General features: G+C 45.0%; 10 protein-coding genes. 6 read left to right on the top strand and 4 right to left on the bottom strand.

Annotated elements, in window-relative coordinates; genetic code table 11:
* The first annotated feature begins 107 nt into the window (after positions 1 to 107).
* The 4 genes from ACNQ0W_RS22030 to ACNQ0W_RS22015 are packed head-to-tail and all read left to right on the top strand — an operon-like array spanning position 108 to position 2,744.
* Positions 108 to 1,799 (top strand): DUF4942 domain-containing protein, encoded by a 1,692-nt coding sequence (locus ACNQ0W_RS22030; protein ID WP_000096325.1) that lies wholly within the window; start codon positions 108 to 110, stop codon positions 1,797 to 1,799.
* Positions 1,796 to 1,972 (top strand): hypothetical protein, encoded by a 177-nt coding sequence (locus ACNQ0W_RS22025; RefSeq protein WP_000070862.1) that lies wholly within the window; start codon positions 1,796 to 1,798, stop codon positions 1,970 to 1,972. Before ACNQ0W_RS22030 ends, ACNQ0W_RS22025 begins: the two co-directional genes overlap by 4 nt.
* A gap of 60 nt (positions 1,973 to 2,032) precedes the next feature.
* Positions 2,033 to 2,476: a hypothetical protein gene (locus ACNQ0W_RS22020; protein ID WP_001805248.1), complete on the top strand. Its 444-nt coding sequence runs from the start codon at positions 2,033 to 2,035 to the stop codon at positions 2,474 to 2,476.
* Positions 2,463 to 2,744, top strand: a complete 282-nt coding sequence (locus ACNQ0W_RS22015) for a hypothetical protein (RefSeq protein ID WP_000535423.1) — start codon at positions 2,463 to 2,465, stop codon at positions 2,742 to 2,744. The genes ACNQ0W_RS22020 and ACNQ0W_RS22015 overlap by 14 nt, the downstream gene beginning before the upstream one ends.
* A gap of 57 nt (positions 2,745 to 2,801) precedes the next feature.
* On the opposite strand, the gene ACNQ0W_RS22010 is transcribed toward ACNQ0W_RS22015, so the two are convergent.
* Positions 2,802 to 3,428: a hypothetical protein gene (locus ACNQ0W_RS22010; protein ID WP_000966518.1), complete on the bottom strand. Its 627-nt coding sequence runs from the start codon at positions 3,426 to 3,428 to the stop codon at positions 2,802 to 2,804.
* Positions 3,429 to 3,800: 372 nt separating this feature from the next.
* On the opposite strand from ACNQ0W_RS22010, the gene ACNQ0W_RS22005 reads away from it, so the two are divergent.
* Together ACNQ0W_RS22005 and repHI2 are read left to right on the top strand one after the other, a co-directional pair.
* Positions 3,801 to 6,257, top strand: a complete 2,457-nt coding sequence (locus ACNQ0W_RS22005) for an Ig-like domain-containing protein (RefSeq protein WP_001232713.1) — start codon at positions 3,801 to 3,803, stop codon at positions 6,255 to 6,257.
* A 1,107-nt stretch (positions 6,258 to 7,364) separates the two neighbouring features.
* Positions 7,365 to 8,453, top strand: coding sequence for an IncHI-type plasmid replication initiator protein RepHI2 (gene repHI2, locus ACNQ0W_RS22000; RefSeq protein WP_000159528.1), 1,089 nt, complete (start codon positions 7,365 to 7,367; stop codon positions 8,451 to 8,453).
* A gap of 2,077 nt (positions 8,454 to 10,530) precedes the next feature.
* On the opposite strand, the gene ACNQ0W_RS21995 is transcribed toward repHI2, so the two are convergent.
* The 3 genes from ACNQ0W_RS21995 to ACNQ0W_RS21985 all read right to left on the bottom strand — a co-directional run bounded on the left by ACNQ0W_RS21995 (position 10,531) and on the right by ACNQ0W_RS21985 (position 14,310).
* Entirely contained in the window at positions 10,531 to 12,951 is a 2,421-nt protein-coding gene (locus ACNQ0W_RS21995) for an Ig-like domain-containing protein (protein WP_000681217.1), read from the bottom strand.
* 464 nt (positions 12,952 to 13,415) lie between these two features.
* Positions 13,416 to 14,003, bottom strand: a complete 588-nt coding sequence (locus ACNQ0W_RS21990; protein WP_000491820.1) for a hypothetical protein — start codon at positions 14,001 to 14,003, stop codon at positions 13,416 to 13,418.
* A 43-nt stretch (positions 14,004 to 14,046) separates the two neighbouring features.
* Positions 14,047 to 14,310: a hypothetical protein gene (locus tag ACNQ0W_RS21985; protein WP_000149862.1), complete on the bottom strand. Its 264-nt coding sequence runs from the start codon at positions 14,308 to 14,310 to the stop codon at positions 14,047 to 14,049.
* Between the last annotated feature and the right edge of the window lie 34 nt (positions 14,311 to 14,344).

The following is a 14,344-nucleotide window of genomic DNA, read 5'->3' as shown; positions in this document are numbered from 1 at the left end:
ACCGTCTGAATTTGCAGCGGGCTGGAGAAAGGGTCATTCTGAGAATGAAGATTCCGACGTTACTAACTGAGCGTTGTATCTAATCGTGGGGGCAGGTCACCGGTAAAATGTCATCTCTTGATTCTGAAGCTAAACCCGATAATGCAGGTCACAGCGTACTGGCTTTAACAACCTCTCATAGCCTGGTGGTTAGCTCTTCTGAAACATTTCTTCCAGATATGCGCAAAGAGCTCGGCATTATCGCGGATCTTGTTGAGTCCTATAATGATGAACTCTGCTTGTTGAAACACATGGCTGTCCAGTTCAAAACCCACAATCACCAGAAACTTTATTCTTATCTCTCAGGCTACAACCACAGTATCTCTGAAGCGGATGCCTTGTTCGCGGAAAACGCTCTGAGATCTGAATACTGGAAACGCGTTATGGCACTCACTGATGTTTTGCCTATCATGTCGGATGCCAAACGTAACGAATGGGATAAGCAGTTTACGGCCGACCGCTATATTATGCCGCCTCAGGTGATCCCTGATTTCACAGCTGACGCTGTAGTAGGCACAGTCGTTGCTTTGCTTAATGACCGCAATCAATTTATTAAAGAAAGGGTTTACGACGTCTTCCAGTCTCTGAGCCGCAGTCATAAGACAAACAAAGCTTTTGGGTTCTCCACCCGCATGATCACTACCGGAGTTTGCGAGCCGTCTAAATACCCCTGGCAGAAATTAAGGGTGGATTTTAAAGAGTCTGGCATTTCACCACTGAGCGAGCTCCGCGTTATATGCGCATTCTTCCGTGGCGAACAGGTGAAGGCGATCCATAACACCAAATCATTGGTTGAGGCGTTGGTCGAACATGAGGGGTTCAGAAAATGGATCTGCATCGATGGCAACAGTATTCGTTTCAGGGTTTACAAAAATGGATCAATGCATATTGACGTCCACCCTGATATCGCCGAGCGGCTTAACAATATTTTATCAGCTATCGTACCGCTGGCATTACCTGCCGACCGCATGGCTCATAGCAAGAAATCTTTGGAGGCATTCCCTGTACTTAAGCAGTGCATCGACTTTGATACCCGGATGCAGCTTTCTGAACTAATGTTTAAAAATGACGGGGACAATAAATGGAGTTGCTGGACATCTTTAGGGTCTCTCGCCGAACGCAAATCTTCGAGTGTTGCCGCTGACACCCTTCGGTTCTTAGGGGCAACAGTAACAAAATACGATGTGACATTTTCCTATGATCCGTGTGAGGTTATTCGTTACATCGGCCAGATAGGGGAGATGCCTGATATTGTATCGCATCAGTTTTACCCTTCATCTTGCCGAATCAGCGAATATGTATATTCCCTGCTCGGTGCAGGGGAAGGGGATACCCTCCTGGAGCCTAATATTGGCCATGCGGATTTGCTTAAATCATTCCCTGCCGGTGTGATCGTTACTGGCATCGAGCTTGATACTTTGAATTGCCTTATCTCCCGGGCTAAGGGATACGATACGACAGAAGCTGACTTCCTCACATGGTCTAAGTCTAATCAACAGAAGAAGTTTGATTATGTCGTGATGAACCCACCTTTTGCCGATAACCGGGCCAGGCTGCATCTCCAGGCAGCTGCATCTCATCTCGCAGCCGGGGGATCTCTAGCAGCCGTTCTTCCATTATCTCTTCAGGGGCTCGATAACCTTCTGGGGGAAGAATTCCGGACGGAATGGATGGACGTTTTTGAGAACGAGTTTGAAAACACGACCGTTTCGGTTCGCATCCTGTACGCCGAACGTATTCAACAAGAGGAAGTCCTATGAGCAACCAACCCACCAGCCTGCCAGAAGAAGATATTGAGTTTGTTATGGATACCTTTCAGAGGAGCATGGGTAAATCCAAACCTGTCAGGGATACTCAAATAGAGGGCGAGAAACCGCAAAGTAAAGAGTCCGCAAACTCAACTGAAAACCCCGGTTATGAAGAATTCTTTTAATTACGCTCATGATATCCTGGTGCAGTTATTTAGAATGATATTTGAGGGATGGGGGACATTGTGATTAAAAGGCGTAACATTCGACGATCAGTTTATGGATTGCTTATTGTTCTTATCGCCGGAAATGTGTGGTTAGGCCTTAGAGCTGATAAAATTCATAAAGTGCGTTATCAGGATTTCTGGTCACCGGCAACTGTGATTAAAGTAACTGTAATGCCTTCAACGAATGAAATCCAGCTCAGTGGTAAAATCCCTAAATCGGTAAGAGTTTCAAACAATTATGTTGAGTACTCGTTACCGGGCACACTCTCGGACAAGACCATTTACCGAAGCGTGTTAGAAGATGAGATGCTCACTTTGCTTAATGCTGGAGGTCAACTTGAAGTTAAATACACTCTGGACAAGCAGACAAATCGAACTAAGGTATGCACTAAGTGCTTACGGGTGATTAAAGATATTAACCATCAATATTCAGCCACTGAGGTAAAGCATGGGCAGTCCTAAATTTGAAATTGCTGAGCAAATTAAAATGTGGATCGTTGTTTATCTAGTTTGCTTTTTAGCACTTTACTGTGTGTTAAGCGCTCTACATGCGCTTTATGATCCGCTAAATTTACCTGCCCTGACGTGGCCTATCAGCTGGTTCGTGGTGCCTGAAATGACAAGTTTTGGCAGTGCATTATTAGCTTTTGTCCTAACGCCAGGCCTTTGCTCTATAATTGCTGTTTTATTCGGTAAGTCTACCTTTAAAAAAGCTAAAACAAAAATATAGAGTTAATTAGATTGGTGGCTCAGGTTTATAAAACCTCTCACTAGAGAGGTTTATTTATTATTTTTGACTGAGATTAACAGCGTTTTCCATAAATGTATCAATAACAACCGTAAGAGACTGGCTGGTACCATGGCTATACTCAGGCCAAGGTAAAAAAGGATATGAAGAATACGCCATCAACATGATACTGGTTGGGCAACGCCAGTCCGTTGGAACACCTTTACTGTAATGGACAATCATAGCCGGGCGACTACAATCAATATCTCCAGCGTTTTTATCGAGTACGAAAGTAGCCAGAACGCCGGTGTCCTTCTGGGATACGAAAACAAGGCTGTCAGTAAAAATAAAGGCCATTAAGGAAGAGGCCAGGAAAGCGCCAGTAAATAAGGACTTCTTCTCTTTCCAAACGCGTCGAGCATATAACCCCATTAGCGCTACCGCTGAAACCATTCCGGACCACTGAGCACCCAAAGAAAAATCTGTTACTGTTTTAGATGTCATACTTTCATTAATAGTAATCATTGCGACAATGAATGGTGATGCAATTCCAAGTGTTGCTAGGACTATCAGCGATATTTCAGACCGGTTTTCTTTAGCGGATCCTTTACTTATTGCAGACATTGCTCTGAACATAACGAATGTACTGTTGAGCATCAGAAAACAGCATAAGAGCATGTATAACATTGGGTTTCCTCAACCTAGAAGTGATGGTTACCCTGTTATTTTACATAAATTTGACTCAACAGATGCTTTTAAAATCTCGCTTCCTTGAATTTAAAAACATATCAGCACAATTGGCAAACATAAAGGAGCAGCGTCTATCAAAAGTTACTTTTATGATTGGTTGAATACTCATTTTGAAGGCTAAAATCCAAAAAAGTGGGTACAAAAAGTTACTTTTGCGTCATCCAGATGCACTGCCGCCATTTTGCATTCTGTACGTTGGTTGCTTTCTCACTTGATGTCTCTTTTAACAGGCAAATTATCACTTTATCCGACCGGACCTTGTAGGCTGAATCCGTAGAATAAGGCTATAACCTATTCCCGGAGCATCATATGCGTAAAACTCTAATTGGCTGCATGGTTGCAACTGCCCTTGCTACTGTATCTTCGGCACATGCTCAGGTATTTAGCTACTCATTTACAGATACCAATAAGGCTGTTCGGAATATTAAGCCTGCAACACAAACATATCTTAATCCCGCTGGTGTTTTGACTCTGAACTTGATATCGGGTCTTGATCGGTACGAGCGAGTGACGGTCACACGAGACAGCGATAAAAAGGTTATGTATTCCTCCGTCTCGACCAAAACGAGCGTTGCAGATCGTATCGTTGCTGCCGATGGAACAGAATACTATGGAAAGGATATGGTTCTACCGGCGCTCGGAGAAGGGACCTTTACTGTAGTCAATGAAACTCTGGATATTCGCCAGACTGTAGTGAGCACATCTACTTATCATTTCATCGTTGATACAACTCCTCCACGCTATAAGAGTATTTATCCGAGTCAAAACGCAGGTTACGACATGGTACTTTCTGGGCCACTTTGGGAGTTGGGCCGAGGCGGTAGTGGCCAGTTTTCTATATTTGCAGACGGTATTGAGGATGCTAGTGGAATTGCCAAGATCCGTCTTGTCATTAAACGAAGTAATGGTTCTGTGGTCTCCGACAATAACCTGAGTTATGACACAGCCAATAAACGTGCGTTCTATCCGTGGATTAAAGATATGAACACCCAGGCTGGCATGCCCTCAAGTGATCTTGATGAAGAATTCACCTTCAATTTCATCGTTACGGACCTGGCAGGAAATACGCTTAACATTCCTCCCCAGCGGTTTTTATATGACGATCAAATGGGAGAATTTACGCCATTTGCAGTTCATGACTCACGTGTAAGCACCAGTGTTGTACCCGGCATTTCTTCGGGATACGTCCCGTTTAAACGAGGCCTTACAGTGCTGGAAAACCCCTACAAGTTGGTTATACGTATCCCAAGAACTAACTGGAAGCCATATCGAAATGGTGGCATGAGCATTACCAATAACTATGGCGGAGTACAGGTCCTTTCCGAAGATGCCACCTATGTCTACGTGGAAGTTAAGCTGCCACAGGGTGCCTTAGATGGAAACTACTATAGACCTGTGAATACATATCAATGGTCTGGAGGAGATCTTGGTCAGTATGCCAGCTGGCTCAACTGGGATCCTGCCTCTGTAAAGAGTCCGGCTTGGGGAAGTTCACCCATAGAACGACAAAAGGCTGATGGAACATGGTTCAACAGCGTAAACTGGAACCTGTTCAAGGCATCTGATATGCCTATAAAACTTACTAATATCCGGTTCAATGTACAGGCTAGGCCATATGATCAAAAAATCACTGGCGGAGCAACATGCAGTATTCCAGCTGGCTCAACAACCTGTACCGTCTCTTTGCCCCAGGATATTATAAATGGCACTACCGGCTATCTTCATAGTGGCTATGAAGTAAGGTCAACCACCGAAGCAACCTTCTTTGCCCCTATATGGGAGAATATAGCCTGGCATACACTGGGTCCCTCCGTCACTGGATTTGATTACATTGAAACCACCAACATTCTCCAGGTTTACGTGAATCAACCTGGAGATGGTTCATATTTCGACCATGTTTATGTAAATCGAGTTTGGTTGTCAGATAAAAACCGTAACAACGCAGAAATAAGCGTAACCGGCAAACAAACAGGTAGAAATATGGCGTCTGGGAACTACACGTATGAGTTCAACATGAAAGAGGTACCAGAAGGCAGTTATAACGTGGTAATTAATGCCCAAGATACATTCAACAATACCGGTAACCTCCCTTATCAAACTGTTGTCGTTGATAATACAGCACCATCTGTAAGTATTAGCTACGAAGGAAAACCGATCAGCAAAAACGTAACAGTATATGGGCTGGAGAACGTCCGTATACAGCTCACCGATGCTCTAACTAAACCATCCTTAAGCCGTATGACTCTTCGCGGTGGCCCTGTTTCTGATGCGGTGGAATTGTCTTGGGTGAATCTGGGAAACAACCTGTATGCACCTAATTATCCCAAGATCTTTCCGTCTCTTAATGAAGGCGAAACATACACTCTCACAGTTCAGGCCAAAGATGAGATGAACAACGTTAAAGAAAGCTCAGTCGAATTTAACTACCTTCCAAACAATCTCGTCAGGCTAGAGAATCTGAAAACCTTAGCTGTCAATGCTTCTCTCAAAACATCTGACAATACTCCTCTGGCTGTTCTGTATGCCAGCCAGCTGCGTAAAAAGGATGGTTCAATCGCTACAGGGCTTCAGGACGCAGTGCTTACTGTCCGTAAGGACGCTGCATTCGGCGTGACTGTAAATGGTGTTTCTGCGATGCCAGGTGAAAGCAAAGAGCTTCAACTGGATTTGGGGCTCGGGGACAGCCGTAGCTTTCCTATTTTCCCTGCTGTATCCGGCCTTACAGGCAGATCTGAGTTCATGATTAACATTGAAGAATTAAAATAAAGCAGGGCTGTTTTGCTGAAGCACAACGGCCGTCTTCTGATGCGCCGTAGCCCATGTTGTTGCAAATCAGTCCGACGTTCATTGCGTAAGTAACGCTTACTGCGGACCATGGTAGTGATTAGACTCACTACCATGGTCATTTCACCACATATCTTCTCTGCATTGCTCTTGTTGGGCAGACTAGTAACTCGTCACTAAATTGCAGCTTTTGTCTTGCTAAGTCGCTGGTATAACTGCACTACGAAATCGTCAAAAGATTTTATCCCTCATGTAGATCCAATAAATGATCCCAAAGGTGCCAGAGAGTACAAAGAAGATCCCGGTACGCTGTAGGCCGCATGGTTACTGGGCTGGAGCATTGTCACTGACAACAGTAGCGACATAAGTGACAACGGGAGTGACTTAAAAGACAATGGTAGAGACTATTTCGACGTTGGTAATGATTTTAAGTGACAATGGTAGTGAGGTTAGACTTAAACTTCCACTGTAAGGTAAGGTGACTCGCATTATTTAAATAAATTATTACTTTCAATTACTTGCGACACGAGTCTGCATGTATGCTTCTATTTCTCAAAAATTTATCCACCGAAAATGCCTGTGGCTGTGATTTAGCTTTGACGACAGTTTTTATCAGGGAGGCAAGTTGAGACCTGTATAAGAACTAAGCATTTATTTATCCCCATTTTCCACAAGGTAGTTCCAATAATTAGTACCTTAGTGTTCCTGATAGATCAAAAGAGATCCCCGCTGCCTCCAGGCCAGACGGCACAAGGCCTGAGACGTGATCAGTGACAACAGTAGTGATTATTTTGACATTGGTAGTGATTATTATAACGTTGGTAATGAGTTTTTTGACATCAGTAGTGATCAGAGCGACAATAGTAGTGACTTTTCATTAGATCTTTTTAACTTGATCTGATCCGTTGTTGATAAGAGTTGCAGGTCATTGTATGCAAAGAGTTTTTGCCAAGTTTTAATGAGTGGAGTCGTTTTTTTAGGTAGAACTTATGCACAGATATGGATCATCACAATGATCCATCCAGTGACATAGAGTTCGCTGGGGCTTACTATTCACCAATCTGTTTACACATTCAGTGATAACTTATTATGACTAAAGAGAAAGATACTGAGCAGCAGGACCTGGTCACCAGGGCTTTCTCTGTTAGAGAGAAAGAATCAGGTAAAGACATCATTTTGCGTCCTAACAGCAACCGTACGGTGCAGTCTATTGCTTTGATGCGGCTCGGGCTGTTCGTCCCATCACCAAAGAGTGTGGGGCGTCAAAATCGGGAATATAAAACGGTTGGCTTTGACGCAACGAAAGAGTTACAGACGCTCTCTTTAATGGAGAGCGAGGGGTTCACCAATATTTCAATTGTCGGTGAGCGTCTTGATATGTCAGTAGATTTTAAGACGTGGATGGGCATCATTCGAACCTATGCCAATCATCCGATTAACAATGACACGATAAGCTTAAAATTCACTGAATTCCTCAAGCTATGTACGCCTGAAAATTATCGCTCATCTACAGCGTCCAGAAAACGTATAGACGCCTCCTTACGCAGGTTAGCATCCGTTACCTTGTCGTTCACCAGTAATAACTCGTCCAAAGTCTATACAACGCATCTGGTACAGTCTGCCCTGTTAGACCCGGAATCAGATCAGGTTGTCCTTCAGGTTGATCCTAAGATTTTCGAGCTCTATCAATACGATCATAAGGTTTTGATGCAGCTGAAGGCAATTAAGGAGTTGGCCAAGAAGGAAAGCGCCCAGGCTCTCTATACGTTCATAGAGTCATTACCGCCAAATCCTATACCGATATCCCTTACTCGGCTGAAAAATCGTCTGAACCTCAAAACACGAGCAAATAGTCAGAATGCTACCGTGAGAAAGGCTCTTGAAGAGTTGGCATCGATAGGATACCTCCAGTACACCGAAATTAAGAAAGACGGAAAAGTATACTTCCAGATTCATAAGCGGGATCCCGATCTGAATTTGAACAATACTCAGCCTCCTTTAGAAGTGGTTGAAGATGAAGAAGAGAACTCAGGGTCTTCTGTTTTAGAAGGTGAGTTATGCCCACCAGCTGACCCGATAGACGGCGATGATGTTCTTACCGTCCATGATTTAACCGCTGAAGAACTGCGCTATATTCGTAGTCTTCGAAGCCAGAAAAAGAACAGCAACGCCAGCTAAAGTTAACCCGGCGGTTCAGGCTCCGGGTGCTAAATTACTTCTTCGATTTTCGTTAGTCCCAGCCCGCTCTTTCACGTCAACGGTAATGAGTCAAAAGTCATTACCGTTGTCATTGTTCTCTACCACCCTATGTAGATCGAGATTGCGAATTCAACGCTTTCTCCTGAGTCACCTGTTAACACCCGGTTTCTACGCTTTACTTCATTGGCCAGTACATCCAACGGAAAATATCGTAACGGGGTGACAATGGCAGTGAGTTGACCCACTCACTACCATCGACATTCAAATCCCGGCTTCTCTGGTAGCTATAGTGACAATGGTAATGATGTGTACCTTACTGGCATTGTCATTGTCCTCCGAGTGTGCGTTCAGCTTTGGGAGGACACCGGAACTTAATGCGGCGAGTCACGGCCATTGTGAATCTCGATTGGATTGGCGAATACGGCTTCCGGTTGGGCCAGATGTCAATGGTTATGCTTCATCCAGCTCATTACTGTAGTCATTGCCGTTCAGCTGAGCTGATGCTCCTCTCATTCTATGTGGCGACAACGGTAGTGAGCCCAGAAAGTGACTACCGTTGTCATGGCCGTCCAGTAGAGCGGGTCAACCTCTTAAATCACAGGGTGACAACGGTATTGAGCCCAGAAAGTCACTACCGTTGTCATGGACGTCTGGTTAAGCGGATCTACCTCTCAATTCACAGGGTGACAATGGTAGTGAGCCCAGCAAGTCACTACCGTTGTCATAGTCGTCCCGTTGAGCAGATCAACCTCTTAACTTACAGGATGACAACGGTAGTGAGCCTATTAAGTCATTACCGTTGTCATTGCCATCCAGAAGAGCGGATGATCCTCTCAATTCATACGGCGACAATGGCACTGAGCCCAGCAAGTCACTTCCGTTGTCATAGCCTTCCAGAAGAGCAGATGAGCCTCTTAATTAACAGGGTGACAACGGTAGTGAGCTCATTAAGTCATTACTATTGTCATGGCCGTACAGCTGAGCTGATCATCCTCTCAATTCACACGCCGACAATGGTAGTGAGCTATTAAAGTCACTACCATTGTCATAGACGTCCAGTTAAGTGGACCATCCTCTCAATACACACGGTGACAACGGTAGTGAGCCATTAGAATCACTACCGTTGTCATTGCTTTTCAGGTGCACTGATAAGGCTCTCAATAGACACGACGACAATGGCAGTGAGCAATTAGAGTCACTTCCGTTGTCATTGCTTTCAGCTGAGCTGATAAGGTACGTCATTTACACGATGACAATGGCAGTGAGCCAATCGAGTCACTACCGTTGTTAATGCCGACCAACCGAGGGAAGGGTCCGCTCAAAGAACTGAGTGACAACAGTAGTGAGATCATCCAATCACTACCATTGTCAGCTTAAACCTGTAGGACGAAGAGGCTTGTCCGATAAAATGACGACAATGGAAATGAGCCTATCCATCACTACCACTGTCATTAAAGTCCAGCGGTTCAACGTTAATCAGTAGCTCCGGATGACAATGGTTGTGAGTCAGGCAATTCCCAAGCATTAAGTGACAGCAGCGTAACACCTCTAAGCTCACTCCTGTTGTCAGGGGTTAGGGTATTGAGTCTCTACCGTCGTCAGTGTTTCTGAGACACCAGTATTGCAGATCACTACAATTGTCACTTAAGTATCGACGGGGGAATAGATGCAAGTGACTGGCTAACCAGTACCAGTTTAGATTCAAAACGATCCCATCTTTGTGGATGCACTTGAGTAAGCTCGTATGACGATATGTCAGAGAAGTGACAACGGGAGTGAGTTGCCGGACTCACTACCGTTGTCATCCCCGGTTGAAGGAAGAGGATCCCCGGGGCTGTATATTTACCGGGTATCCTTACTCAAGGGTTTCGACACTCACTCCCATTGTCGTAATCAACGAGTGTGCATTGTCTTTTAAAAGCATCGCTGGAAACGTACGATTAAAGTAACTTTTCTTTCGGTTCTTCCTTGCGAATCTCTGAAGACGTACTGGCTGATCGGAGTCAAGGAGGGCAGTAAAATTGAAGCCGTCAGTTTTACTGTCGGCTCCGGGTAGTTACTTCAACTCGTCGATCTGAATCATGAATTCTGAGGTGCCAACTTTCCCATTTTCGGAAGGATAAACGGGTAACAGAAGATTATCCCCCTGGCCCATATCTATTTGCACCTCAACTGACTCACCTGGAGCCGCCTGTGCCCCGTTAAATTTAATACCGAAGGCTGCATCCTTCCGCACAGTCAGCGTTGCGTTCTGGACCCCTTTAGCAATTTCTCCATTTGTCTTACGCAGAACGTTAGTGGACAGGTACGCAAGGGGTACGCCATCTGTCGTTTTGAGAGGCGAACTGACCGATAATGTGCGTAGATTATGTAACTGCACAAGGTTATTCGGTAGATAACTGAACTTCTGAGTATAGGTTTTGGTATTCGACTGACTATCGGCAACTGTTACGCTAATTGAATAATTTTCAGATGGTTCGAAATTTGGGAACAGCCTCGGATACTCAGGCATGTATGTATCTTTGCCTGCCGGTGACCACGTAAGCTCAACGTTATCAGCTGTGGGGCCACCTACGAGCTGAAGACGGGTTATCCTCGGGGTTGTCAGATTATCTGCCAGAGCGATCCTGAGGTTCTCCAGGCCGTACACTACCGTATCGTCTTTTACCGGCTTTCCGTCGAATGTTATGGCCACTGTCGGAGGAGTGTTATCCAGAGCAATTTCTCCGAAAGTTTTATTGGTCTGGTTCTGGAAGAAGTCCCTGATGTTGACCTCAACGTTGTATTTTCCTTCAGACTGACGGGATAAATCATAAGCAATCGTGTAGTTACCTGAGATACGAGATTTGATTACGCCTGTGGGTGACATCCGGGTACCGGTGTTCTTATCGGAAAGATAAAATTCCCTCAATGAGACCGAGTCGAACCAGTTACCATCGCCTTCAAGTGACGCCAGTACATCCAGCTGCTTGTTAGTCTCGTCATATGATATCGAGTTTATTACCGGCAGTTGTTTATTGTTCCAGCGTGTCATAATCCATTGCTCAGACCGCAAAATGGGATTGCTGATGCTGCGAACGAAGTAAAGGATCCTATTGTAGCCCTGGGTACCCAAGGCCATATCAAACGTCTCAGGCGCTTCACACGAGGTTTTTCCTGCCGGAATGGTGCAGGTCGCCTTACCGCCGATCTCTTGTGCAAAGGGCCGGGCTTCAACGTTAAAACGAAGTCGGGAAATTTTAATTGGCAGTCGTGATGAAGCCACACTCTCAAAATCCTTCCACTTAACCCAGTTCCCCTTGTCATCGAGGAAATCTACCCAGGTACCCGCAAATGCAGGCGTTTGGTTTGCAGATGGGTTTAGAACGAGGCTGTATGACGGATAATACCCTCCCCACTGGCCAAAGTTCGCCATACGAGCCATATCCCCATTAATTGAGCCATAGGGAAGAGTCATTTCAACATAAGCATAAGTGCTGTCTACAGCTATCTCTTTGGGGGCGGAATATTGATTGATGAACTGAAGCCCACCTTCTGAATAAGCACGGTAGTTAGATTTTGGGATCCGGTAGACTAATCGAATAGGGTTTTCGTTAACGACCATACCGGCTTTGTAAGCCGGATAATTAGAAACCCCGGGTACGACGCTGGAAGACGTATTTGGATCATGAACGGCCCACAGTGTCATCTCACCCAGCGTGTTGTCGTAGCGAAATTTTTGAGTTGGCAGCGTTCGGCTATTACCTGCGTTATCGAAGATAACAACTTTTGCAGTAAAGTCTTCATCCAGGTTGCTGTCTGGTATTCCGGTTCCCTTAACTGAATTCTTAGAGTAAGTGTGGTACATCTTTTGGCCGGATACGTCATACTGCATCTGTGTAGTGCTGTAGAGGCTACCGTCCTGCCTGTAAATATATATTAGGCCCTTATCAATACCATTTGCATCACTTACGCCCGAAGAGGTGAAGTCATACTGCCCCGTTGCCTCTAATCCAAGCTTCCACACGTCACCAGCGGTAGAGCCAGAACCAGTATTAGCGGTAAGAGCATTTGCCGCTGGAGGGGTGACATCAATTAGCCAGTTATAGTTATAGGTCGCTACAGGCTTCTGATTGAGATCTAACACGTTTATCTGAACGACAAATTTGCCTTCACCCAAAGCAGGCAAAGTTACTTTTTTGCCGTAGAACTCACTACCGTCAGCAGCTGTTAGTCGGTCTGATACACCCGTCCGTGTAGTCGTAGTATTAAGAATGACAGTTCCAGTGTCTTTCGTGACTTTGACATTAACGAAACGATCAAGACCTGAAATAAGTGTCAAAGTTACCGGTGATGCCGGATTAAGCATAAGACGAGAAGACGGGGCGTGGATCTCAATACCGTTCGTGTCTTTAAAGGCCGATTCATATATCTGAGCTGGGGCCTGAACAGACATACCGAGTCCGGCTACAGCAGTAATAAAAGCGAGATGTTTCATTCTTATTCCCCTTTAGGTTTGGTGTTATTTTAAGCTTTTCCTAAAGGTCACTATGTTCGTAAAAGTATAAAAAACTTCTCCATATGGTGCTCGAAATTACAAATCTATAATTTGCCTTTCGACAAACCTTATTGTGCGTTCAGGACGGAAATCTTTCTTTTTGGAATTACATCTGACATTTCTGTGGTGTCCAAACTGGCAACGATTGCAAAACTTATAACATTAGCCTGAAACTATCGGCATCCACATATCGCATTAAGTGATGCTTTTACTTTATGTAAAAAAGAATCAGGATAAATTAGGTATGTCAGATATAAATGCGTTAACGGACGGCATATATGAATCAAAACCTGGCGGCATTACGCCACCAGTCGAGAGGGGAGTGAACCTCAGTCAGTACGTCTACCTTCGTTCCGCAAGGCGCTTCTTGTTGTGAATTACAAACTGCCCTGGCGAGAACTGCATCATTTCACCCCTAGCAACACACGTGCCTCTTCAACGGTTTGCCAAGAAGGCATTGCTACGCCAGATTGAGTGCCGTTGCCCCTGCGCTCACCTGTGTCACATTCTACATAAAGACGCATCAGCATCGCTTCTGTTTCAGCGGCCCGGCTATTATCCATTACCAGTTCTGCTGCGCGTCGTAGCTGTTCTGGAATGTCATTCCACATTCCCGCACCACTTCTGTCTTTGTTAGTGAGCAAGTCTTCAATAGCAGATGAAGCCATGTTAAGCAGGTCAGCCGAAACTAAAGGCATCGGCGGGGCGGTATAGAGGATTCGACGTCTTCCGCGTCTGTCTGGATCGTATTTATCATAAAAAGCTTTGTTCACATCTTCCCAGTGCCACTGAAGTTGCCCGGTTGCGTCATGGTGGCAAAACTCGCACTGATAAACAGGCGCAATCGACATAACTGCCTTTCCAATACGTGCCAGTACAGCAACTTCGTCAGCTCTGAGACTCATTGCTTCGCTTGGGTTACTACCCTCGGCAAATTCCAAAATTTGTTCAATACGTTCTGGTGTGAAAGTGGTCATAGGCTTTGAAAACATATTTTTCCAGTTGTGCTTACCATATCATCAGGCATTAGGAGCGTTAGCGAATAATTAACAGGTCAGGACCAAAACTAAATCCTTCCCCCATACGGTCTTCATGACGGGAGACATATGCCTTACCGTATTTCTCCAGATCCTGTAAGCGATCTTTTGCCAGATTCCACGAGTATTCCTGGCCCCACACGGGTCCGTCACGCCCGTCAAAGCGGTCAGGTTTACAATTTGCTTTCAGAAGAGCGTAGACATGCTCCACCGTGGGTAGCTGCAAAGCACTATTAGCCTGAGAAACGGCAGTATGCGTCATTTCTGTTCACTCTTTATTGATTTAGTCAGTTAAG

Origin of the sequence: Enterobacter cloacae complex sp. 6730903 (assembly GCF_048283985.1) — a bacterium.
Lineage (GTDB): Bacteria > Pseudomonadota > Gammaproteobacteria > Enterobacterales > Enterobacteriaceae > Enterobacter > Enterobacter hormaechei_C.
Note: the sequence above shows the minus strand (reverse complement) of the source record. Positions and strands in the feature narration are given on the sequence as shown.